The sequence below is a fragment of the Dactylosporangium sp. CA-139066 genome (assembly GCF_050936175.1).
Lineage (GTDB): Bacteria > Actinomycetota > Actinomycetes > Mycobacteriales > Micromonosporaceae > Dactylosporangium.
The window spans coordinates 9350459-9373245 of the sequence record NZ_JBNJNH010000001.1 but is presented as its reverse complement, the minus strand read 5'-3'; the positions used below and the strand labels follow the sequence as shown (position 1 = coordinate 9373245).

The 22787-nt window shown below is 72.3% G+C and carries 15 protein-coding genes and 1 riboswitch; of the genes, 8 read left to right on the top strand and 7 right to left on the bottom strand.

Annotated features, from left to right (window positions below):
• Positions 1–7: 7 nt before the first annotated feature.
• The gene (locus ACQEVU_RS42900; RefSeq protein ID WP_433334175.1) at positions 8–1702 is read right to left on the bottom strand and encodes a metallophosphoesterase family protein; all 1695 of its coding nucleotides are present in this window, start codon (positions 1700–1702) and stop codon (positions 8–10) included.
• Positions 1699–2886 carry a PQQ-dependent sugar dehydrogenase gene (locus ACQEVU_RS42895; protein WP_433334173.1) on the bottom strand — a complete coding sequence of 396 codons (1188 nt, stop codon included), beginning with the start codon at positions 2884–2886 and terminating at the stop codon, positions 1699–1701. The genes ACQEVU_RS42900 and ACQEVU_RS42895 overlap by 4 nt, the downstream gene beginning before the upstream one ends.
• Positions 2887–3754: 868 nt before the next feature.
• On the opposite strand from ACQEVU_RS42895, the gene ACQEVU_RS42890 reads away from it, so the two are divergent.
• Entirely contained in the window at positions 3755–4669 is a 915-nt protein-coding gene (locus ACQEVU_RS42890) for a 2-hydroxyacid dehydrogenase (protein WP_433335322.1), read from the top strand.
• Between the two features lie 356 nt (positions 4670–5025).
• Here the strand turns inward: ACQEVU_RS42890 and ACQEVU_RS42885 are convergent, their stop codons facing one another.
• The gene (locus tag ACQEVU_RS42885; RefSeq protein ID WP_433334171.1) at positions 5026–5457 is read right to left on the bottom strand and encodes a PH domain-containing protein; all 432 of its coding nucleotides are present in this window, start codon (positions 5455–5457) and stop codon (positions 5026–5028) included.
• Between the two features lie 239 nt (positions 5458–5696).
• Here ACQEVU_RS42885 and ACQEVU_RS42880 point away from each other — a divergent pair, with 239 nt between their 5' ends.
• Complete coding sequence (locus ACQEVU_RS42880; protein ID WP_433334169.1) at positions 5697–10028, top strand: hypothetical protein; 4332 nt, start codon at positions 5697–5699, stop codon at positions 10026–10028.
• A gap of 55 nt (positions 10029–10083) precedes the next feature.
• On the opposite strand, the gene glyA is transcribed toward ACQEVU_RS42880, so the two are convergent.
• Entirely contained in the window at positions 10084–11316 is a 1233-nt protein-coding gene (glyA, locus tag ACQEVU_RS42875) for a serine hydroxymethyltransferase (protein WP_433334167.1), read from the bottom strand.
• A gap of 18 nt (positions 11317–11334) precedes the next feature.
• Positions 11335–11421, bottom strand: a riboswitch (ZMP/ZTP riboswitch).
• An 18-nt stretch (positions 11422–11439) separates the two neighbouring features.
• On the bottom strand, positions 11440–13293 hold the full coding sequence (ilvD, locus tag ACQEVU_RS42870) for a dihydroxy-acid dehydratase (RefSeq protein WP_433334165.1): 1854 nt from the start codon (positions 13291–13293) through the stop codon (positions 11440–11442).
• Between the two features lie 217 nt (positions 13294–13510).
• Between ilvD and ACQEVU_RS42865 the strand changes: the two genes are divergently transcribed.
• From ACQEVU_RS42865 to ilvC, 3 genes are read left to right on the top strand one after another with little or no spacing between them, the layout of a single operon-like run.
• A complete protein-coding gene (locus ACQEVU_RS42865) occupies positions 13511–15346 on the top strand; it encodes an acetolactate synthase large subunit (protein ID WP_433334163.1) in 1836 nt (611 codons plus the stop codon).
• A gap of 15 nt (positions 15347–15361) precedes the next feature.
• A complete protein-coding gene (ilvN, locus tag ACQEVU_RS42860) occupies positions 15362–15880 on the top strand; it encodes an acetolactate synthase small subunit (protein ID WP_344613581.1) in 519 nt (172 codons plus the stop codon).
• A 49-nt stretch (positions 15881–15929) separates the two neighbouring features.
• A complete protein-coding gene (ilvC, locus tag ACQEVU_RS42855) occupies positions 15930–16943 on the top strand; it encodes a ketol-acid reductoisomerase (RefSeq protein WP_433334160.1) in 1014 nt (337 codons plus the stop codon).
• Between the two features lie 45 nt (positions 16944–16988).
• Here the strand turns inward: ilvC and ACQEVU_RS42850 are convergent, their stop codons facing one another.
• Positions 16989–17420, bottom strand: a complete 432-nt coding sequence (locus tag ACQEVU_RS42850; protein WP_433334158.1) for a TipAS antibiotic-recognition domain-containing protein — start codon at positions 17418–17420, stop codon at positions 16989–16991.
• Positions 17421–17594: 174 nt separating this feature from the next.
• A complete protein-coding gene (locus ACQEVU_RS42845; RefSeq protein ID WP_433334156.1) occupies positions 17595–18029 on the bottom strand; it encodes a hypothetical protein in 435 nt (144 codons plus the stop codon).
• Between the two features lie 285 nt (positions 18030–18314).
• Between ACQEVU_RS42845 and serA the strand changes: the two genes are divergently transcribed.
• From serA to ACQEVU_RS42830, 3 genes are all read left to right on the top strand, one after another.
• Positions 18315–19925: a phosphoglycerate dehydrogenase gene (gene serA / locus ACQEVU_RS42840; protein WP_433334154.1), complete on the top strand. Its 1611-nt coding sequence runs from the start codon at positions 18315–18317 to the stop codon at positions 19923–19925.
• Positions 19926–20396: 471 nt separating this feature from the next.
• Positions 20397–21425 carry a 3-isopropylmalate dehydrogenase gene (locus ACQEVU_RS42835; protein WP_433334152.1) on the top strand — a complete coding sequence of 343 codons (1029 nt, stop codon included), beginning with the start codon at positions 20397–20399 and terminating at the stop codon, positions 21423–21425.
• A gap of 100 nt (positions 21426–21525) precedes the next feature.
• Positions 21526–22623 carry a branched-chain amino acid aminotransferase gene (locus tag ACQEVU_RS42830; protein WP_433334150.1) on the top strand — a complete coding sequence of 366 codons (1098 nt, stop codon included), beginning with the start codon at positions 21526–21528 and terminating at the stop codon, positions 22621–22623.
• The last annotated feature ends 164 nt before the right edge of the window (positions 22624–22787 follow it).

The following is a 22787-nucleotide window of genomic DNA, read 5'->3' as shown; positions in this document are numbered from 1 at the left end:
TGCCAGCCTAAGAACGCGACGGCTCCGGCTCCGGCTCCGGCGTCGACGGCGTCTCTGACGGCGTCGGGGTGGGAGTCGGGGCCGACTTCGTGTCCGGCTGCACCAGGTGGCGCTGGAGCGACACCTCGGTCAGCCCGGTACCGCCGACCTGGATGTCGTCGTAGGCCGACAGGTGGCGCTGCTGGTCGAAGTACAAAATGGAAAGCGCCAGCGGCAAGGGCTTCGTGCTCTCGAGGCCGCGCAGGCCCGCGCCGCCCGTCGAGCCCTCCACCATCAGCAGGGTGCGCTCCGTGGGGGCCTTCGGGGCCGGCGACGCGGACGTCGACGTCGAGGGCGACGGCGAGGTGATCTGGACCGGCAGCGGCAGCGGCGCGGCCGCCTGGTTGGCGTCCAGCCGCTTGACCTGGCGCTCGTGCAGGTGCCCGGCCAGCACCAGCGGGCACACCCCGGCCAGCTCCTGCGCGGCGACCGGGTCGTGGACGAGCGCGACGTCGACCGGCTTGTCGCTGGAGCGGATCTTCGCCGCCAGCGTGTCGCCCGAGGCCACCACCTGCCGGTGCTGCTCCTCGTTGGTCGGGTCCGTCGACTTGTCCGGGGTGAAGCGCGGGTCGCCGATCCCGGCGAACGTCAGGCCCTTCACCGTCACGATCTTGTCGTCGAGCACGATCGCGTTCGGCTGCCGCGCGACCGCGGCCGCGGTGACCGCCGAGTCGTGGTTGCCGCGGATGTAGATGTAGGGGACCTTGAGATCGCTGATGACGTTGACGTACGACGCCTCGGGCTCCGTGCCCCAGTCGTTGATGTCGCCGGTGTCGACGATCATGTCGATGTCGAACTGGTCCGCGACCGAGCGCACCACGCCCCACGCCGCCGGGTTGAGGTGCATGTCGGAGATGTGCAGCACCTTCGTGGCGCTCGTGTTCGGCTCGTACACCGGCAGCGACGAGATCGTGCCGTAGAGCTTGCTGACGTTGAGCACGAGCTTCTGCAGCTGCGCCCGGTACTCCTCGTAGCGGTTGGCGATGCGCTGCGCGTCACCGATGATCGCCGGGGCGTTGACGAGCAGGCCGCGGTACGTGGGCTCCGTGATCGCCGCCGGCTTGAACGTCAGCAGCGTCGCCGCGCCGGTCGAGGCGAGCACCCCGACCACCACGACGCCCGCGATCGCCGTCTCCCGCCGGGCCCGGAAGACCAGCAGGACCAGGATCATGCCGCCGAGGATGCCGCACCCGGCCGTCTGCATCGCCAGCCGCCGCACGCCGAGGTTGAGCTGGTCGACCGCGTCGTGGCTGATCTGCTCGAGGTTGCCGGACTTCGCCGCGAACGCGCGGGTGCGCGCCTCGTCCAGCGACTCCAGCCGGATCCGCAGGTGCGCCGGCCCGTCGTGGGAGTCCAGCTCCAGCGAGCCCAGCGGCGGGATCTCGACCGACGTGTCGCCGGAGAGCGACGGGGTCAGCGACAGCTGCGCGCGGAACGGCCCGATGTCCTGCGTCGTGGTGCCGCCCAGCTGCACGCCGACGAGCATCCCGATCACCGCCACGACGCCGACCAGTATCCCGTGCAGCACGCGCCGCAGCCGCGGGTGCCGCGGCAGCACCCGCGCGCCCGTGGGATGGTGGCGCCGCCCGGCGGCCATGACGACGGCGCGGCGCTGGGCTCGTCGGGAGGCCAGCGCGGCGCGGCGGCGAAACGGCGAGATCAACTCTTGCCGGCCTCACCGACGTCGGAGATGACGAGGCGCAGGATCTTGTCGTCGTCGGGCTTCGGGTCCCCGCGCCCGTCCTTGTTCGACGTCGACACCCACAGGCTCCCGTCGGGCGCGACCGCGGCCGCGCGCAGCCGCCCGTACTCGTCCTTGAGCAACGGCGCGGGCGCGCCGAGCAGCGTGCCGTTGGCGGTGGTCTGCATGACGTACAGCCGCGCGCCCTTGAGGCAGGACGTGACGAGGTAGCCGCTGAGGTACGCCAGCCCGGAACACGACGCGTCGGACGTCTTCCAGGTCTGGATCGGGTTGGTGTACTTCGGGTCCGAGCCCTTGCCCTCGACGGCGGGCCAGCCGTAGTTCTTCCCGGCCTCGATCACGTTGAGCTCATCCTGGTCGCTCGCGCCGTACTCCATCGCGTACAGGCGCCCCTTGGCGTCGAAGGCCAACCCTTGCACGTTGCGATGTCCGTAGCTGTACACCGCGGTTCCGAACGGGTTACCGGGCGCCGGCTTGCCGTCGGTGGTGATCCGCAGGATCTTCCCGCCGAGGCTGTTGAGGTCCTGCGCGTTCTCGGGCTTGTTGGCGTCCCCGGTCGCGACGTACAGGAACCCGTCCGGCCCGAACTTGAGCTGCCCGCCGTCGTGGATCTCGGCTTTCGGGATGCCGGTCAGGATCGGCGTGACGGGCTGCCCGAGCGTGAGCTTGGCGACCCGGTTGTCGTCCTGCGCGGTGTAGTACACGTACACGGTTTTGTCCGTCTCGTACTGCGGCGAAACCGCGATCCCGAGCAGTCCCCCCTCGCCTGCGGGGGAAGCCGCGTCGATCTTCTGCAGCTCGGCCACCAGCAGCCCGTCCGACGTCTGCTCCTTGCCGACCTTGAGCAGCCGCTTGCTGTCGCGCTCCGTCACCAGGGCGGAACCGTCCGGCAGGAACGCGATCCCCCACGGCACCGCGAGCCCCTTGGCCACCACGGTCACCGAGACCTCCGCCCCGCCGTCCTCGCTGGACCCGGAGCTCGAGGGCGACGGATAGGGCGACATCTTGGGCGGCTGCCCGAGCTGGTCGGGCGGCGGCGGCCCGAACGAGCACCCGCCGAGGGCGAGTACGAGGCCGGCCGCGCAGAGTGCGGCCAGCTTCCGGCTTCCATACCGGCGTGCGAAACGGTGCGTCCGGGCGCTCACCGGCCCAAGCGTAGCGTTGCCGACCACGACACCATCTTTTCCCACGGCCGCCCCGTCCCGTCCCACTTCACCGCGCGCGTCGCGCGCGGTCTTCCGGTTTCTTTTTCGTGCAGGTCCCTGTTTCTTTTCGTGCAGATCCCTGCGCGTCCGCGCCGGTTCCTCTCGTTTTTCTCTCGTTGCGCCGCTTCGTCATGCGCTCCCGCGCGCTTCGTCATGCGCTCCCGCGCGCTTCGTCATGCGCTCCCGCGCGCTTCGTCATGCGCTCCCGCGCGCTCCGTCGTGCGCTCCCGCGCGCTTCGTCATGCGCTCCCGCGCGCGGCGTCGCGCGTTCTTAAGTGGCGTCGCGTGCTCCCCGCGGTCGGCGTGGCCGCCTGGCGCCTGGGCGCGGGCCGGCGGCGTTGCGCGCTCCCGCGCCCGGCGTTGTGCGCTCGCGGGCGGTCCCGTGCGTCCCTGCGCGGCGTTGTGCGCTCCCGCGCGGCGTTGTGTGGTCGCGGGCGGCATCGTGCGCTCCCGGGCGGCGTTGTGCGCTTCCGCGCGGCGTGTGCGCTGCCGGGCGGCGTTGTGCGCTCCCGCGCGGCGTGTGCGCTCCCGGGCGGCGTTGTGCGCTGCCGGGCGGCGTTGTGCGCTGCCGGGCGGCGTTGTGCGCTGCCGGGCGGCGTTGTGCGCTGCCGGGCGGCGTTGTGCGCTCCCGCGCGGCGTGTGCGCTCCCGCGCGGCGTTGTGTGCTCGCGGGCGGGGTCGTGCGCTCCCGCGCGGCGTTGTGTGGTCGCGGGCGGCGTCGTGCGCTCCCGGGCGGTGGCCGTTCGTCCCGCCTCGGTTCCCCTCCCGCGCGTTTCTCCCGGATCTCCGGGCGGCATCATCGACGCATGGTGAAGATCTGGGTCGCGCACGACACCGGCTTGGACCCGCTGCGCGCGCAGGCGCCCGCGGAGGCCGTCGTCGAGGTCATGCCTTCGCCCGAGGAGCTCCCGTCCGACCCGGCCGGCGTGGCATTCTGGGTGCCGCCGTTCCTCGCGAAGCCCGAGGTCACCGAGCTGACCGAGCGGATGCCGGACCTGCGCGTCGTGCAGCTGCTGAGCGCGGGCGCGGACGCGTGGGTCGGCCGCCTCCCCGCCGAGGTGACCCTGTGCGACGCGCGCGGCGTCCACGACTCGTCCACCGCCGAGTGGGTCGTCGGCGTCATGCTCTCCTACGTGCGCGACCTGCCGCTGTTCGCGCGGGCGCAGGAGCGGGGCGAATGGGCGTACCGCCGGACGGACGAACTGGCCGGCAAACGCGTCCTCATCGTCGGCTCCGGCTCGATCGGCCGCGCCGTCGAGGCTCGTTTGGCCCCGTTCGAGGTGACGGTGACGCGCGTGGCGAGGCGCCCCCGCGCAGGCGTGCACGGCGTGGACGAGCTGCCGGCCCTGCTGCCCGACGCCGACGTGGTCGTCCTGCTGGTACCGCTCACCCCGCAGACCCGCGCCCTGGCCGACGCCTCGTTCCTGTCCCGCCTGCGCGACGGCGCCCTGCTCGTCAACGCCGCCCGCGGCCCGGTGGTGGACACGGCCGCGGTCACCGCCGAGGCTCTCACCGGCCGTATCGGCTTCGCCACCGACGTCACCGACCCCGAGCCGCTACCGCCCGACCACGCCCTGTGGCGCCTCCCGAACGTCCTGATCACCCCGCACGTGGCCGGCTCCGTCCCGGCGGTGTTCCGCCGCGGCTACGCCTTGGCTGCCGCGCAACTGCGCCGCTTCCTGGCGAACGAGCCCCTCGACAACGTCGTGACCGACGGCTACTGACCGCTCACGCGGCACTCTCGCACCTCCGCACGTCGCGCCGCTCACGCTCCCGGGCGCAGCGTCGCCCTTGCCTTCGCGCCCGCGCCGCGCCTTCGCGCCCGCGCCGTGCCTCCGCGCCCGCGCCCGCGCCGTGCCTCCGCGCCCGCGCCGTGCCTCCGCGCCCGCGCCGTGCCTCCGCGCCCGCGCCGTGCCTCCGCGCCCGCGCCGTGCCTCCGCGCCCGCGCCGTGCCTCCGCGCCCGCGCCGTGCCTCCGCGCGTTCGTGTGCTGCGCGTCCGTGCCCATGTGCTGCGTCCCGGGCGCCGTCGCGCCTCCGGGCGGGTGTGCTGCGCCTCCGCGCGTACGGGACGCCTCGGCGCTACTGGGCGGCCGGCTGCTCTTCTTCGGCGTCGGCGATCTCGGCCTCGGCTTCGGCGTCGGTGCGCTCGGTCTGCGGGTCCTGGCCGCTGGCCTTCACGACGCGGGGGAGGTCGGCGGGGCGGACGGCGTCCAAGGGGACCAGCGCGCCGTTGGCCAGGCGGGCCTGGACCGTGTGGCCGTTCGAGACCAGGCCGTCGACCGCGGTCCACGGGACGGTGCGGCTGCCGAGCAGGGCGCGGACCGTGAAGCCCCGCTGGTCGACGTCGGTGCCGGCCCGCCAGGCCCAGATGGCGATGGCGAGGGGCGCCAGGAGTACAAGCAGAAACCAGACACTCTCGGCGAGCAGCGGGACCGCGCCGATCACGGTGATGCCGGCGGCTACGGCTAGGGCGGCGCTGCGCCGGAATTTAACCTTGACCTGGTTGCTCACCCCGCCATCCTCCCACCTTTCGAGGAACTGCCTCCGGGCGGCGTGGCGGGCATACTGAGCGCCGTGGGGGATGAGAACTGGTGTCCGAGACGGCCCGGCCGCCTCTCGCTAGCACCGCCGCCCGGGGTTACGCTCGGTGCCGTGTTTGACGAGATCGCTCCCGGTCATGGCGGTTTGCCGGGCGATCTGCGGCGATATGTCGAGTTCGCGGGCTTCCGGCCGTGGCGGGAGGCTGGGGCTTGACCACCACATTCCGCCGCGACGCGCCTGTCTCCTCCTGGGCCGCCGGCGTCAAGAGCGGTCGGCGCGTCAGCGTGCGCCCGACCGGCATCGTGGCGGGTGCGATCCTCGTCGCGGCGGTGCTGGCCGCCCTGGTCGTGGCCGGTTGGGGCATCAAGGAGCTCAGCATCCTGTGGGGCGCGGCCGCGATCGCCGCGCTCGCCGGTGTGGTGGTGCTCACGCTGCGCGGTTTCCCACTCTTCGCCATCCTCACGATCATTGCGGGCGCGGTCGCCTGGGGCGCGGCCACGCGCGGTCGCCTGCCGGACAGCTGGTTCGACATCCTCGGCGTCCTGGGGTTCATCGGGACAAATCTGGCATTTGTGGTACCGCTGGCCGGATCTTTCCTCGCCGCCCTCCTTCTTGACGCGCGCCGGGTCGCGCGCCTGTCCATCGACGAGTCCGTGAGCGGCCGCCGGTGGTGGGGCAAGCCCGACGACCACCTGCCGCGCCTGAAGGAGCTCGAGGCGATCCCGAGCGCGCGCTTCTTCGCGCTGGGCGAGGGCGGCTGCACTCACCTGGTCGCGGCCGGTCGCCGCGTGGCCCTGTTCCTGCCCACCGTCTGGCCCCACGGCGAGTTCACGATGGACGCCGCCGGCCAGGTACTGCGCGGCGGCCGCCTGTTCGTCCCCGGCTCGGAGGACGTGGACGGCCTGGCCGCCGAGGTACACACGTGGCGCGAGCAGCTCACCAAGATCGGCGGCCTCGTCCGCGGATATCTGGTGGTCGCCCCCTCGCGCGACGACGCCGCCGAGGACCTCGTGATCTCGGTGGCCCCCGGCGAGCACCTGCACCTGGTCCACGCCAACGAGATGACCGAGGCCGCGGGTCGCTGGCTGGCCGCCGAGCCGTACCGCGTCGACCTCCACGTCATGGAACGCCTCCTGTTCCTCGCGGAGGGCAACAAACTCCCGGAGCCCTTGCCTTCACCGCGTACGTTCGCCAGGGAGGCTTCCGACCCATCGCCCGGACGCACCCCGACGGACGCCGCATTCGCCGCGGCGGCCGGCGAGGACCCCGCACCAACGGCGCCCGTCAGCCCGGGCGCCACCAGCACCGCAACGCCCACGACGACCTGGCGCCCGGGCAACGGCACGATGCGCGCACGCCTGGGCCGCCTGGCCCGGGCCGGCTCCGCCGCGAAGCCCGACCCGCTCGACGACCCCGCCGAGCAGGGCGCCCCCGACTCCCCGGAAGCTGCGTTGCCCACAAATTACGACGACATCGACCCGTACGGCCCGCCACCGAGCACCGAGTGGCCCCCGCCGCCGAGCCGCCGCGACGCCGCCCCGAACTCATGGGACCGCGCCCATGACGGCTCGCGCTCGGACGCGTGGGAAACCCGCAGCCGGGACGGGCGCGACGGCGCCCGCGCGGACGCCTGGGACGCCTCGGGCCCGGACGCCTGGGACCCTTCGCGGCCGGACGCCCGCGACAGCCGCCGCTCGGACGCGTGGGACGCCCCGCGCTCGGACGCCCGCGACGCCGGTCGTTCGGAAGCGTGGGACTCCGGGCGCTCGGACGCCCGCGACCCGGGTCGTTCGGAAGCGTGGGACTCGGGGCGCTCGGACGCCCGCGACGCCGGTCGTTCCGACGCGTGGGACTCCGGGCGCTCGGAGGCGTGGGATTCCTCACGCCCGGACCGGCGCGATGCCCGCCGTCCGGACTCGTGGGACGACTCGCGCTCGGATGCGTTCCGCGCGGAGGCGCCCCGCGGTGATTCGGACCGCAACGACTTCGGCCGCCGTGACAGTCCGGACCCGTCCGACTCGGGCGCGAGCGACTCGTGGGAGGCCCGTACGACCCGCGAGCTGGTCGGCAACTGGGACAACGAGTCGGCGAGCCAGATTGCGGCGTGGGCGGCCGAGGGCGGTACGCCGGAGTCGGCACCGGGCGACGCGCCGCGGGCCGGGCGCGGACGCGCGGACGCGGAGCGGCCCTCGGAGCGCCTGTCCTGGGCGAACTCGGCCGATGACGCCGCGGCGGGCTCCGACGACCGGTTCCGGTGGAGCAGCGCGGCCGATGACTTCCCGGTGACGTACGAGGCGGGTACCTGGCCCAGCGCCTCCTCGGCGCCCGCCGATGACGATGCGGGCGCTCGTCGCCGGTCCTGGACGGAGCCGGGCGAGGCCGCCGTGGACTCGATCGGCAGCGGTGACACGTGGCGCCCGGCCGCCGGGCGTGCATCGGAGTCGCGGACGCCGAGCCAGGCTCCTGAGTCGTGGACGCCCTCCGCGGCGCCCGAGCGTCCGGCGGCGTCGTGGACGCCGGCCCCGGCCTCCGAGCGTGCGCCTGAGTCGTGGACGCCTGGCCTGGCGTCCGAGCGTCCGGCGGCGTCGTGGACGCCCGCCCCGGCGTCCGAGCGTGCCTCCGAGTCGTGGACGCCGGCCCCGGCGTCCGAGCGTGGTCCCGAGTCGTGGACGCCTGGCTTGGCGTCCGAGCGTGCGCCTGAGTCGTGGACGCCTGGCCTGGCGTCCGAGCGTGCCACGGCGTCGTGGACGCCCGCGCCGGCTCCCGAGCGTGCTGCGGAGCCCTGGACCTCGGCTGCCGCCTCCGAGCGGGGCTCGGAGGCGTCCGGCTTGAGCGGTGAGCGCGGCACTGAGGCGTGGGCGTCCGGCTCGAGCGGTGAGCGGGGCACTGAGGCGTGGGCGGCGGGCTCCGTCGGTGAGCCGCGGGGTGACGCGTGGACGCCGGCGGCGGGGGCTGAGGGGCGGGTCGATCCGTGGACCGCCTCCGCGGCCGAGGCGTCGGGCTCCGGGCGTGGGTCTGCGGAGCCGGGGGGCGAGTCGTGGCGGGGTTCGTACGCGGGTGCGGGCGAGCGCGAGTCGCGCGGCGCCTCGGCCGCTCCCGGGCGGGAGTCCTGGCCTACCTCGCCGGCGCCCGGGCGCGAGTCCTGGGGCGGCTCGGCGGCGGCTGAGCGGCCGCAGGAACCGACACGGGACGTCGGGCGGCGGCGGCCCGAGGATCTGCCGGTGGCGGGGCAGCGGCCCTCCTGGGGCGGCAGCCTCTTCGACAAGGACGCGCCCGAACTCGTGGCGCAGCCGCTTGAGCTGCGGCGGTCGTGGGACTCGGATCCCGAGTCGCGGTCGGTGCGGCGGCGGGACCGGGCCGAGCAGGACATGGCGCCGCAGGACCGAGCCGCGCCGGACCGGGGCGGACCGGACCAGGCGGCGCAGGCGCAGGGGCGCGCGGTGCAGGATCGGGGGCCGGACGGCTGGGGTCCGCAGGAGCGTGCGCCGCAGGAACGAGGACAGCAGGGCTGGGGGCAACCGGACCGCGGCTCGCAGGACTGGGGCCAGCAGGACCGGGGCCAGCAGGACTGGCGCGGCCAGCAGGACCGGGGCCAGCAGGACTGGCGCGGCCAGCAGGGGCGGGGCCAGCAGGAGCGGCCCCAGCAGGACGGGGGCCAGCAGGACTGGCGCGGCCAGCAGGAGCGGCCCCGGCAGGACCAGGGACAGCAGGGGTGGGCCCAGCAAGAGCGTGGCCAGCAGGACCGTACGCGGCAGAGCGGTCAGGCGATGGAGCGTGATCAGCCGACCACGGCCTGGGCGAGTGTGCCGAGCAACCGCGACCCGGGCGGGCGAGGCCCGCGCGACGACGCGGCCGCGGACCGTGAGCGGATGGCGGGGGAACGGGACCGGGCCTTCGGTGACCGTGGGGGCTACCGCGCGGGTGCGGGCGGCGAGGGACGCACGGAGGCGTGGCCCCGTGGGTCCGAGGCGCGCGAGCAGCCGGCTGGCGCCCCGCCGGAAGATGCCTGGTGGGACGCGCCGCCCGGGGCGCAGCCGCAGCCGGGCGAGAGTGCCGAGAAGCCCAAGCGTTCCCGGTGGGGGCGGAACAAGGACAAGGACAAGGACAAGGACGCCGCGAAGGGCAGGGTGCCGGACGCGCCGGCCGGCGACGACTGGGCGGCGGGTGCGGCCGAGCGGGGCGAATGGGCGACCGAGCCGACCAGCCGGTGGGACCGGAACGCGGATCGCGACGGTGTAGGTGCCGGTGCGGATCACAACCGGCGCGGACCGCAGGGGCCGGCCGGCTATCCGCAGGCTGGGTACCCGCAGGCCGGCCAGCCGCAGCCGGGTCAGCCGCAGGCGGGTCAGCCGGCGTTCGGCGGGCAGGCGGGGCGCGGGGGCGAGGACAGCTGGGACCGCGGGGGCGCCGGAACCGGTGAGCGGATTCCGGAGCAGCGTAAGCGGGACGCCGGGGCGTTCGACGACCTCGCGCCGCTCGAGCTCAACCTCGACGAAGAGCCGAAGGCCGAGAAGTCGCGGCGGTTCCTGCGGCGTAAGTGAGGACGCTGGAGAAGGGGCGCCCCGGGGAAACGGGGCGCCCCTTCACAGTCGGCGCTCAGTGCCAGCCGGGCATCGGGTAGGCCGAGAGCAGTTCCCGCACCTCGCCGGCGATGGTGTCCAGGGCCGGTGTGTCGTCCTTGATCGCGGCGTCCACCGCGCGGGAGATCCAGTCGGCGACCTGGGGCATCTGGGCCTCCGTGAGGCCGCGGGTGGTCAGGGCCGGAGTGCCCAGGCGCACGCCCGAGGGGTCGAAGGGCTTGCGGGTGTCGTACGGCACGGTGTTGTAGTTCGTCTCGATGCCCGCGCGGTCCAGGGCCCTCGCGGCCGGCTTGCCGCCGATCGACTTGCTGGTCAGGTCCAGCAGGATCAGGTGGTTGTCGGTGCCGCCCGACACCAGGTCGAAGCCGCGCTCCGTCAGGGCCGCGGCGAGGGCGCGGGCGTTGGCGACGGTCTGGTGGGCGTACGCGCGGAAGGCCGGCGTCGACGCCTCGCCCAGGGCCACGGCGATGCCCGCCGTGGTGTGGTTGTGCGGGCCGCCCTGCAGGCCGGGGAAGACCGCCTTGTCGATGGCCTTGGCGTGTGGCTCGTCGCACATGAGCATCGCGCCGCGGGGGCCGCGCAGCGTCTTGTGCGTCGTGGTCGAGATGACCTCGGCGTGGCCGACCGGGGACGGGTGGGCGCCGCCGGCGATCAGGCCCGCGATGTGGGCGATGTCCGCCACGAGCACGGCGCCGGCCTCGCGGGCGATCTCGGCGAAGCGCGGGAAGTCGATGGTACGCGGGATTGCCGTACCGCCGCAGAAAAGGATCTTCGGGCGTTCGCGGAGGGCGATGTCGCGCACCTCGTCGAAGTCGATGCGGCCGTCGGAGCGGCGGACCGTGTACTGCACCGGGCGGAACCACGCGCCCGTCGCCGACACCGGCCAGCCGTGGGTCAGGTGGCCGCCCATCGGCAGGGCCATGCCCATGACGGTGTCGCCGGGCTTGGCCAGGGCCATGTACACGGCGAGGTTGGCCGGGGAGCCCGAGTACGGCTGGACGTTGGCGTGGTCGACGCCGAACACCGAGCGGGCGCGGGCGATCGCCAGCTCCTCGAGCGGGTCGATGAAGCGCTGGCCCTCGTAGTAGCGCTTGCCGGGGTAGCCCTCGGAGTACTTGTTGGTGAGGACGGAGCCGGTCGCCTCGAGCACGGCCTCGGAGACGTAGTTCTCCGAGGCGATCATCCGGAGAGTGTCGTGCTGGCGTTGCGCCTCGGCGCGGATGAGATCGAAGACCTGGGGGTCATGCATGCGCAGCCTCCTGATACGCCGGGGCACCCAGGCGCGCGGTGCCCGCGATCGGAAGCTCCCCGGTGGTCGGTTCCACCTTGATGTGCGCCAGTCGCGGTGACTGACGCACATCGTAGTCGAAACTCAGGGCACGCGGCGGTAAGCCCCGTCACTGGCCGACGTGGCCATCGACGCGTACGCGCGCAGCGCCGCCGAGACGGGGCGCTCCCGGTCGGCCGGGGTGTACGGGCGGTCGCGCTTCTCCTGGGCGATGCGCCGGGCGGTGAGCTCGTCGTCGGGGACCCGCAGCTCGATCGAGCGGGCCGGGATGTCGATCTCGATCGGGTCGCCGTCCTCGACGAGGGCGATGAGGCCGCCGCCCGCCGCCTCCGGGCTGATGTGGCCGATGGAGAGGCCCGAGGTACCGCCGGAGAAACGCCCGTCGGTGATGAGCGCGCACGCGCGGCCGAGGCCGCGGCCCTTGAGGAACGAGGTGGGGTACAGCATCTCCTGCATCCCCGGGCCGCCCTTGGGGCCCTCGTAGCGGATCACCACGACGTCGCCGGCGACGACCTGCTTGGCGAGGATGCCGTCGACGGCCGACTCCTGCGACTCGAAGACCTTGGCGCGGCCGGAGAAGCGCAGGTTCTCCTCCGGGACGCCGGCCGTCTTGACGACGCAGCCGTCGGGCGCGAGGTTGCCGAAGAGGATGGCGAGGCCGCCGTCGGCGGTGTACGCGTGCTCGACGCTGCGGATGCACCCGCCCTCGGCGTCCGTGTCCAGCGAGCTCCACCGGTTCGTCGTCGAGAACGGCTCCGTGGTCCGGACCCCGCCCGGCGCGGCGTGGAACAGCTCGAGCGCCGCCTCGGACGGCGCGGCGCCGCGGATGTCCCAGGTGTCGATCCACTCGCGGAACGTCGCGGAGTGCACGGAGGAGACGGACTCGTCCAGCAGGCCGCCGCGGGACAGCTCACCGAGGATCGCCGGGATTCCGCCGGCCCGGTGCACATCCTCCATGTGGTACTTCTGCGTGTTGGGCGCCACCTTGGCCAGGCACGGCACGCGGCGCGAGATCGCGTCGATGTCGGCCACGGAGAAGTCGAGCTCGGCCTCGCGGGCGGCGGCCAGCAGGTGCAGCACGGTGTTGGTGGAGCCGCCCATCGCGACGTCCAGCGCCACCGCGTTCTCGAAGGCGGGTCGAGAGGCGATCGCGCGGGGCAGGACCGAGGCGTCGTCCTGCTCGTAGTACCGCCGGCAAAGCTCGACGATCAGGGAGCCGGCGCGCTCGAAGAGCCCGCGGCGCAGGGCGTGGGTGGCCAGGGCCGAGCCGTTGCCGGGCAGGGCCAGGCCGATGGCCTCGGTCAGGCAGTTCATGGAGTTGGCGGTGAACATGCCGGAACACGAGCCGCACGTCGGGCAGGCGGAGCGCTCGATCTGGCCGAGCTGCTCGTCCGTGACGGCCTCGTTGGCGGAGGCGATCATCGCGTCGATGAGGTCGAGCTTGGCGTCCTTCTCGTGGACGATGCCCTCGATCGCGATGGTCTTGCCGGCTTCCATGGGGCCGCCGGAGACGAAGACGGTGGGGATGTTGAGGCGGAGGGCGGCGAGCAGCATGCCGGGCGTGATCTTGTCGCAGTTGGAGATGCACACGAGGGCATCGGCGCAGTGGGCCTGCACCATGTACTCGACGGCGTCGGCGATGAGCTCGCGACTGGGCAGCGAGTAGAGCATCCCGCCGTGGCCCATGGCGATGCCGTCGTCGACGGCGATGGTGTTGAACTCCTTGGCGACCCCACCCGCTTCGGCAACCGCGTCGGCGACGATCATGCCGAGGTTGCGAAGGTGGACGTGGCCCGGCACGAACTGCGTGAAACTGTTGGCGATGGCGACGATCGGCTTGCCGAAGTCGGAGTCGGTCATGCCGGTGGCGCGCCACAGGGCGCGGGCGCCGGCCATGTTGCGACCAGAAGTGGATGTCTTGGACCGCAGCTCGGGCATACCTGCGAGTCTGACACGTTCCGCATGCTGGGATCGGTTGACTCAGGCGATGAGATGCGTCAGAGTGGGCTCATGTCGTCGAGGTCGCTCCGAGTACTTATCATCTAGCGCGCCGACGCCTGCCGTCAGCGCGCTAGCCCCTCGTGCCGAGCACGTGGGGTTTTTTCATGTCCGGAGCCTTTGAAATACGACACCTTCGAGCGAAAGTGCGAAAGCGATGACGAGACCCACGCCAGAAGTCCTCGCCCACCGAGCGCATCCCACGCCGCCGGCGGCCGACAAGAAGCCCGCGCCGAACACTCAGGCGGAGCTGCTCACCGGGGCGCAGGTACTCGTCCGCTCGCTCGAGGCGCTCGGCGCCGACGTCGTGTTCGGCATTCCCGGCGGCGCGATCCTCCCGGCGTACGACCCGCTGTTCGACTCCGAGAACGTCCGGCACATCCTGGTCCGCCACGAGCAGGGCGCCGGCCACGCCGCGACCGGCTACGCGCAGGCGACCGGCAAGGTCGGCGTCTGCATGGCCACCTCCGGCCCGGGCGCGACCAACCTGGTCACCCCGATCGCCGACGCCTACATGGACTCCGTCGCCATGGTCGCGATCACCGGCCAGGTCGCGTCGGCGTCCATCGGTACCGACGCCTTCCAGGAGGCGGACATCGCCGGCATCACGCTGCCGATCACCAAGCACAACTACCTGGTCAAGAGCGGCGAGGAGCTGCCGCGGGTGCTCGCCGAGGCGTTCCACCTGGCCGGCACCGGCCGGCCGGGCCCGGTCCTGGTCGACATCCCCAAAGACGTGCTGCAGAAGCAGACGACGTTCAAATGGCCGCCGGTGCTGGAGCTGCCGGGGTACCACCCGACGCTGCACCCGCACGGCAAGCAGATCCGCGAGGCCGCCCGGCTGATCGCCGGCGCCAAGCGGCCGGTGCTGTACGTCGGCGGCGGCGTCATCAAGGCCCACGCCTCCGAGGTCCTGCTCAAGCTGGCCGAGCTGACCGGCGCGCCGGTCGTCACCACGCTCATGGCCCGCGGCGCGTTCCCCGACTCCCACCCGCAGCACCTGGGCATGCCGGGCATGCACGGCAGCGTCGGCGCCGTCTACGCGCTGCAGAAGTCGGACCTGCTGATCTGCCTCGGCGCCCGCTTCGACGACCGCGTGACCGGCGAGCTGTCCACGTTCGCGCCCAACGCGCAGGTCATCCACGCCGACATCGACCCGGCCGAGATCGGCAAGAACCGCACCGCCGACGTGCCGATCGTGGGCGACGCCAAGCACGTCATCGAGGAGCTCATCGCCGCGGTGAGCGCCGAGCAGGCGGCCGGGCACCGCCAGCCGCTCAAGGACTGGTGGGCGACGCTGGACGACATCCGCGGCCGCTACCCCCTCGGCTACGAGGAGCCGGCCGACGGGACGCTGTCGCCGCAGTACGTCATCGAGCGCATCGGCAAGATCGTCGGCCCGGACGCCATCTACACCGCCGGCGTCGGCCAGCACCAGATGTGGGCGGCGCAGTTCATCCAGTACGAGCACCCCGCCACCTGGCTCAACTCCGGCGGCCTCGGCACGATGGGCTACGCGGTCCCGGCCGCGATGGGCGCCAAGGTCGGCATGCCGCACAAGACGGTGTGGGCGATCGACGGCGACGGCTGCTTCCAGATGACCAACCAGGAGCTCGCCACCTGCGCGCTGGAGGGCATCCCGATCAAGGTCGCCGTCATCAACAACGGCAACCTCGGCATGGTCCGGCAGTGGCAGACTTTGTTCTACGACCAGCGGTACTCCAACACCGAGCTCGGCACCCACAAGCACCGCATCCCGGACTTCGTGAAGCTCGCCGACGCGCTGGGCTGTGTCGGGCTGCGCTGCGAGACCAAGCGCGACGTCGACGCCACGATCGAGGCCGCCATGAGGGTCACCGACCAGCCCGTCGTCGTCGACTTCGTGGTCGGCAAGGATGCGATGGTGTGGCCGATGGTCGCGGCCGGCACGAGCAACGACGAGATCATGTTCGCGCGGGGCGTCCGCCCCGCGTTCGACCAGGACGACGTGTAGGAGTCGAGGAAGATCATGGCCAAGCACACGCTCTCCGTCCTGGTGGAGAACAAGCCCGGCATACTGGCCCGCGTCGCCGGCCTGTTCGCCCGGCGTGGCTTCAACATCGACTCCCTGGCCGTCGGCGAGACCGAGCACCCCGAGGTCTCCCGGATGACGATCGTGGTCAACGCGGACGAATCGCCGCTGGAACAGGTCACCAAGCAGCTCAACAAGCTCGTGCAGGTCCTGAAGATCGTCGAACTCGACACCACCGCCAGCGTCCAGCGCGAGCTGCTGCTGGTGAAGGTGCGCGCGGAACGCCCGGTGCGCTCGCAGGTCCTCGAGACCGTGAACCTGTTCCGGGCCCGCGTGGTCGACGTCGCCGCCGACGCCCTCACCATCGAGGCGACCGGCACGTCGGAAAAGCTGGACGCGCTGCTTCGTGATCTGGAGCCGTTCGGTATCAAGGAAATGGTCCAGTCCGGCGTCGTGGCCATCGGCCGCGGTTCGCGCTCCATCACGACCGGTCCGGCGCTCCGCGCCGCTTCATAACGAGGCGCTTCGCGCCGACTCCTTAAGACCCTTTGAAAGGAAAGACACAATGCCCGCCGAGGTGTACTACGACGACGACGCCGACCTGTCGTTGATCCAGGCCAAGAAGGTCGCGGTGCTGGGTTACGGCAGCCAGGGCCACGCGCACGCGCTGTCCCTGCGTGACTCCGGCGTCGACGTCCGCATCGGCCTGCCCGAGGGCTCCAAGAGCCGCGCCAAGGCCGAGGAGCAGGGCCTGCGCGTCCTCACCCCCGGCGAGGCGGCCGCCGAGGCGGACGTGATCATGATCCTCGCGCCCGACACCGTGCAGCGCTCGCTCTACGCCGAGCACGTGGCCCCGAACCTGACCGCCGGCAAGGCGCTCTTCTTCGGCCACGGCCTCAACATCCGCTTCGGGCTCATCACGCCCCCCGCGGACGTGGACGTGTGCATGGTCGCCCCGAAGGGCCCGGGCCACCTGGTCCGCCGTCAGTTCGTCGACGGCAAGGGCGTGCCCTGCCTGGTGGCGATCGAGCAGGACGCGACCGGCAACGCGCTGCAGCTGGCGCTGGCCTACGCGGCCGGCATCGGCGGCACCCGCGCCGGCGTGATCCGCACCACGTTCAAGGAGGAGACCGAGACCGACCTGTTCGGCGAGCAGGCCGTCCTCTGCGGCGGCGCGTCGGCGCTGGTCCAGACCGGTTTCGAGGTGCTCACCGAGGCGGGCTACGCCCCGGAGATCGCCTACTTCGAGTGCCTGCACGAGCTCAAGCTGATCGTGGACCTGATGTACGAGGGCGGCATCGCCCGCATGCGCTACAGCGTCTCCGACACCGCCGAGTACGGCGACTACACCCGCGGCCCGCGCGTCATCGACGCCCGGGTCAAGGAGGAGATGAAGCGCATCCTGGGCGAGATCCAGTCGGGCGAGTTCGCCCGCGAGCTGATCGCCGAGGACGACGCCGGCCGCCCGAACTTCACCAAGTACCGCGAGCAGGGCGCCGCCCACCCGATCGAGGAGACCGGCAAGAAGCTGCGCTCGATGATGAGCTGGGTCGACCGGCCCATCACCGAGACCGCCTGATCGCACGCCAAAAGCCCCCGGCCGTACGCGCCGGGGGCTTTTCTTTCAGCTCATGCGCTCGGCGTTGGCATGGATGGCGTCCCGGATGTACTGCGCCAGCCCCGGCCGGTCGGTGTCGTAGTTGGCCGTGAACCGGGGATCGGCGACGTACATGTCGCCGAGGCCGCGGTGCATGTCGAGCGGGCAGTCGTAGAACCAGCGGCTGATGTGCTGCCGGTGCGCCTCGGCCAGGTCCATGGCGGTGACCGAGTCGGCCGCCTCGCCGGAGGCGAACGCGTCGCCGAAGCGGGCGGTGTTCTCGGCGGCCTCGCTCTTGATCCGCGCCCAGTCGTCCTTCGTGTAGGACGAGGTGCGCCGGGCGGACTCCTTGTAGGCGTCGGTGTCCCCCCAGCGCTGCCGGGCCTCGTCCTCGTACTGGTCGGGGTTGAATTCCCCGAAGAGCTCCCGCTTGTCGTCGGGTGAAAGGTTCATCGTCATGCCCTCAAGCGTGGAGTCTCCAGCGGCTGGAGAGTCAACGCCTTGGACGGAAAAATCCAGACGCTGACGCGTCCGGATTTTTCCGACTTATCACCATAAAGCGGGGCCTCGGGCGGCCCCGGCGGCCTGGGGAGTGGCCGCCGGGGCCGCGGGCTTCCTGATCCGCGCGCGCGATCAGGAACGGACGTAGTCCTTGGCGTCGCCCTCGTACTGCGGCGCGTCGTAGTCCTTGGCGTCCGCGTCGTAGTCCTTGGCGTCCGCGTTGTAGTCCTTCGCGTCCGCGTCGTAGTGCTGCTCGGCGTCCACGTTGTAGTCCTTGGCGTCCGCGTCGTAGTCCTTGGCGTCCGCGTCGTAGTGCTGCTCGGCGTCCGCGTTGTAGTCCTTGGCGTCCGCGTCGTAGTGCTGCTCGGCGTCCGCGTAGTCGTGCGGCTCGTGGGCCTCGTAGCCGTGGACCTGCTCCTCGATGCGCTCGATCGCGTCGTGGATCTTGTCCTCGTACGACTCGTAGCCGGGCGCCTCGTGGCTCGGCTGCTCGTAAACCTCGTGGCCGGGCTGCTCGTAGGCGTTCTCGTGGCCGGCGTCGTAGCCGCCGTCGTCGTACTCGCTCATCCGTTCGCTCCTCGCCGGTTTTGGAAGGTGTCGCTGACGCCGGGAGACACGGGCGGGATGGAGGAGCGGGTTCAGCGCCGTCAAGAGTGTGACACCCGGACGAGTGGCATGTGATCGCGCTCACGTCTTCGCGGTCCTGGGACGTTGCAGCGGCGGGCCTACCATCGCCTGAAGGACCGACCGCCCGGTCCCCGCAGCGTTTCCCGCGTGCGTGGCGGGCAGTGTCGCGCGCCCCGCAGCCAGGGCGGATCGCAGCCAACCGAAGCCCGGAAGTCGAGGACGCATATGACCCTCCCTCCTGACCGCCCGGTAGTGCTCATCGCCGAAGAGCTGGCCCCATCCGCTCTCGAGGTGCTCGCCGACGACTACGACGTCCGCCACATCGACGGCACCGACCGCCCCGCCCTGCTCGCCGCGCTCACCGACGCCAGCGCCGTGATCGTGCGCAGCGCCACCCAGATCGACGCCGAGGCGGTCGCCGCCGCGCCCCGGCTCAAGGTCGTCGCGCGTGCCGGCGTCGGCCTCGACAACGTCGACGTGCCGGCCGCCACCGCGCGCGGCGTCATGGTCGTCAACGCCCCGACGTCCAACATCGTCTCCGCCGCCGAGCAGGCCGTCGCGCTGCTGCTCGCCGTCGCCCGCAACACGGCCGCCGCGTCGGCCGCGCTCAAGGCGGGGGAGTGGAAGCGTTCGAAGTACACCGGCGTGGAGCTGTCCGGCAAGACAGTCGGCGTCGTCGGGCTCGGCCGCATCGGCGTGCTGTTCGCCCAGCGCATGGCCGCTTTCGGTGTACGTCTCGTCGCCTACGACCCCTACATCCAGCCGGCGCGGGCGGCGGCACTGGGCGTACGGCTGCTGGGGTTGGACGAACTGCTGCGGGAGAGCGACTTCATCTCGATCCACCTGCCCAAGACCCCGGAGACCGTCGGCATCATCGGCGTGCGCGAGCTGGGCCTGGTCAAGCCCGGCGTGCGCATCATCAACGCGGCCCGCGGCGGGCTCATCGACGAGCAGGCCCTGGCCGACGCGATCGCGGACGGGCGGGTCGCCGGCGCCGGCGTCGACGTGTTCGCGAAGGAGCCGTGCGTCGCCTCGCCGCTGTTCGCCTTCGACAGCGTCGTCGCCACCCCGCACCTGGGCGCCTCCACCATCGAGGCGCAGGACAAGGCCGGCCTGGCCGTGGCCCGCAGCGTCAAGCTGGCCCTCGACGGCGAGTTCGTCCCGGACGCCGTCAACGTGCAGGCCGGCGGCGTGGTCGCCGAGGAGGTACGCCCCCTGCTGCCCCTGGCCGAGCGGCTCGGCTCGGTGTTCACCGCGGTCGCGGGCGGCATCGCGTCGGCGGTGACCGTCGAGGTGCACGGCGAGGTGGCCAAGCACGATGTGTCGGTCCTCAAGCTGGCCGCGACCAAGGGCCTCTTCGGCGGCGTCGTCGCCGAGCAGGTCACCTACGTCAACGCACCCCATCTGGCAGCGGATCGAGGCGTCGAGGTGGCCCTTGCGGTCTTCACCGAATCGTCCGACCAGCCCAACCTGGTGACCGTGCGTGGAGCGCTGCCGGACGGGCGGGTAGCCTCGGTGTCCGGGACGTATGTCGCCGGGCCGCGCGAGGCGCTGAAGCTGACCGAGATCGACGGTTTCAGCCTGGAGCTCGCGGCGGAGGGTGTACTGCTGTTCTTCCGCTACGCCGACCGCCCCGGCGTGGTGGGCACGGTGGGGTCGATACTGGGTTCGGCGGGGGTCAACATCGCGGCGATGCAGGTCGCCCGGCGCGAGGCCGGCGGGGAGGCGCTCATGACGCTGACCGTTGACACGGCCGTGGCGGCGGACCTGCTCGGCGAGGCCCAGCAGGCCATCGGCGCCACGGCGGCAAGCACGGCGGATCTGTCCGCCGACTAGGGACTTTCCTCTCACGAGGGCGGGGAGCGTGGCGGCGCTCCCCGCCCTCATTCTGTAAGCGTCATTGGCGCCTCGCTTCGCTCGGGGCGCGCCGGGGGGGGTTCCCACCCCGGACCCCCCATGCTCGCTACGCTCCCACTGGCAAGCGCAACTGGCGCTCGCTCCGCTCGGGCGCGCCGGGGGGTTCCCACCCCGGACCCCCCATGCTCGCTACGCTCCCACTGGCAAGCGCAACTGGCGCTCGCTTCGCTCGGGCGCGCCGGGGGGTTCCCACCCCGGACCCCCATGCTCGCTACGCTCGCACAGGGCGGGAACGGCGCTGTTGCTCGTTACGCTCGCACTGAGCCGGGAACGCCGCGTTGCTCGCATCACTCACACCGAATGCTCTCCAGTGGTTCCCATTGGGCGGGACGCGCGTCCACGGAATAGGACGGCGGCGTACCGTTGACGGGTCTACGAAAGGGGCCAGTGGTGGCGAAGATCGCGGTTGTGGCCGGTGACGGCATCGGCACGGAGGTCGTGGCGCAGGCGCTCAAGGTGCTGCGCGTCGTCCTGCCGGGCGTCGAGACGACCGACTACGACCTGGGCGCCGCCCGCTACAACCGCACCGGCGAAGTCCTGCCCGACAGCGTGCTGCAGGAGCTGAGCGGCCACGACGCCATCCTCCTGGGCGCGGTCGGCGACCCGAGCGTGCCGCCGGGCGTGCTCGAGCGCGGCCTGCTGCTGAAGCTGCGCTTCGACTTCGACCAGTACGTCAACCTGCGCCCCTCCCGCCTCTGGCCGGGCACCACCAGCCCCCTCGCGGGCGTGAAGCCGGGCGAGATCGACCTCGTCGTCGTGCGCGAGGGCACCGAGGGCCTGTACGTCGGCGCCGGCGGCAACCTGCACCCGGGCACCGCCGCCGAGGTCGCCACCGAGGAGAGCCTCAACACCCGCCACGGCGTCGAGCGGGTCATCCGCGACGCGTTCGCCCGCGCGGCGAAGCGCCCGCGCCGCAAGGTGACGCTGGTGCACAAGACCAACGTGCTGACCCACGCGGGCGGCCTGTGGGCGCGGACGTTCAACGCCGTCAAGGCCGAGTTCCCCGACATCGAGACCGAGTACCAGCACGTCGACGCGGCGGCCATGTTCCTGGTCAGCAACCCGCAGCGCTACGACGTCGTCGTCACCGACAACCTCTTCGGTGACATCCTCACCGACATCGCCGCCGCCGTCACCGGCGGCATCGGCCTCGCCGCGAGCGGTTCGATCAACCCCGAGCGGGCGTTCCCGTCGATGTTCGAGCCCGTGCACGGCTCGGCCCCGGACATCGCGGGCAAGGGCCTCGCCGACCCGTCGGCCGCCGTGCTGTCCACCGCGCTGCTGCTCGACCACCTCGGGCACCCCGAGGCGGCGGCGCGCGTGACCGAGGCGGTCGGTGCCGAGGTGGCCGCGCGCACCCCGGGTGCCGCGCTGTCCACCGACGCGATCGGTGACCGTCTCGCCGCCGCGGTGGCGTAGGGATCCCTGGTCCGCGGCTGCGATTGAACGTCCGTTCGGGTAAGTTTGCGGCACGGCCCGCGGCGTAAGCGTGCCGGCGCAACCGATTGTGGAGGCATGCATGAACGGCGGTGAAACGCTCGATTTCGAGATTCGTCCGAACCCTCAGCCCGTAGCCGCCGCGGAGCGGTCTGCGCTGATGGCCAACCCGGGGTTCGGGCGGGTCTTCACCGACCACATGGTCACCGTGCGCTACGCCGAGGGCAAGGGCTGGTATGACGCCCGCGTCGAGGCCCGCGCCCCGATCCCCATGGATCCGGCGACCGCGGTTCTGCACTACGCCCAGGAGATCTTCGAGGGGCTGAAGGCCTACCGGGCCGCCGACGGCGGGGTCACCATGTTCCGGCCCGACGCCAACGCCGCCCGGTTCCGGGCGTCCGCGCAGCGCCTGGCGATGGCTCCGGTACCGCAAGGCTTGTTCCTCGACTCGCTCGAGGCCCTCATCCGGATCGACCGCGACTGGGTGCCCGACGACCCCGAGGGCAGCCTCTACCTGCGCCCGTTCCAGTACGCCAGCGAGGTCTTCCTCGGCGTCAAGCCGTCGTCGGAGTACCTCTTCCTGATCATCGCCTCGCCGGTCGGCAGCTACTTCAAGGGCGGCGTGCAGCCGGTCAGCGTCTGGGTCTCGCGTGACTACACCCGCGCGGCGCCCGGCGGCACCGGCGCGGCGAAGTGCGGCGGCAACTACGCCGCCAGCCTCGTGGCGCAGGCCGAGGCCATCGAGCACGGCTGCGACCAGGTCGTCTTCCTCGACGCCGCGCAGCAGCGCTACGTCGAGGAGCTCGGCGGCATGAACGTGTTCTACGTCTTCGACGACGGCTCGATCACCACGCCGCCGCTGACCGGCACGATCCTGCCCGGCATCACCCGGGAGTCCGTGATGCGGCTGGCCGCGGACCGGGGGTTCACCGTGCGGGAGGAGCAGTATTCGTACGACCAGTGGCGCGCCGACGCCGCGAGCGGCCGCCTGCGGGAGGCGTTCGCGTGCGGGACGGCGGCCGTAATCACCCCGATCGGCACGGTCCGCGACGCCGAGGGGGAGTTCACGGTCGGCGACGGCAAGGCCGGCGAGGTGACGATGGGGCTGCGGGAGCAGCTGGTGACGATCCAGCGTGGCACCGCCCCCGACCCGTACGGCTGGGTCCACCGCGTCCTGTAACCGCTGTACATCCCGGGCCCGGCTTTTGCGTGTGTCTTCGCGCGGAAGGCCGGGCCCGAACTTTTTGCGCGGTTGCCGACGGCCGGTTTGGCGGTTTGTGTATTGGCGGTCTGTAACCGTTTCTTCACAAAGCGGCGTGAGCTGTCCGCGGGGCGTGGATTCTG

What these genes read in the sequence shown, in the direction of transcription:
- serA (WP_433334154.1), top strand. Translation starts at nt 18,315, where the DNA reads ATGACCCTCCCTCCTGACCGCCCGGTAGTGCTCATCGCCGAAGAGCTG.
- ACQEVU_RS42850 (WP_433334158.1), bottom strand. Translation starts at nt 17,420, where the DNA reads ATGACGATGAACCTTTCACCCGACGACAAGCGGGAGCTCTTCGGGGAA.
- ilvD (WP_433334165.1), bottom strand. Translation starts at nt 13,293, where the DNA reads ATGCCCGAGCTGCGGTCCAAGACATCCACTTCTGGTCGCAACATGGCC.
- ACQEVU_RS42865 (WP_433334163.1), top strand. Translation starts at nt 13,511, where the DNA reads ATGACGAGACCCACGCCAGAAGTCCTCGCCCACCGAGCGCATCCCACG.
- ACQEVU_RS42845 (WP_433334156.1), bottom strand. Translation starts at nt 18,029, where the DNA reads ATGAGCGAGTACGACGACGGCGGCTACGACGCCGGCCACGAGAACGCC.
- glyA (WP_433334167.1), bottom strand. Translation starts at nt 11,316, where the DNA reads ATGCATGACCCCCAGGTCTTCGATCTCATCCGCGCCGAGGCGCAACGC.
- ilvC (WP_433334160.1), top strand. Translation starts at nt 15,930, where the DNA reads ATGCCCGCCGAGGTGTACTACGACGACGACGCCGACCTGTCGTTGATC.
- ilvN (WP_344613581.1), top strand. Translation starts at nt 15,362, where the DNA reads ATGGCCAAGCACACGCTCTCCGTCCTGGTGGAGAACAAGCCCGGCATA.
- ACQEVU_RS42830 (WP_433334150.1), top strand. Translation starts at nt 21,526, where the DNA reads ATGAACGGCGGTGAAACGCTCGATTTCGAGATTCGTCCGAACCCTCAG.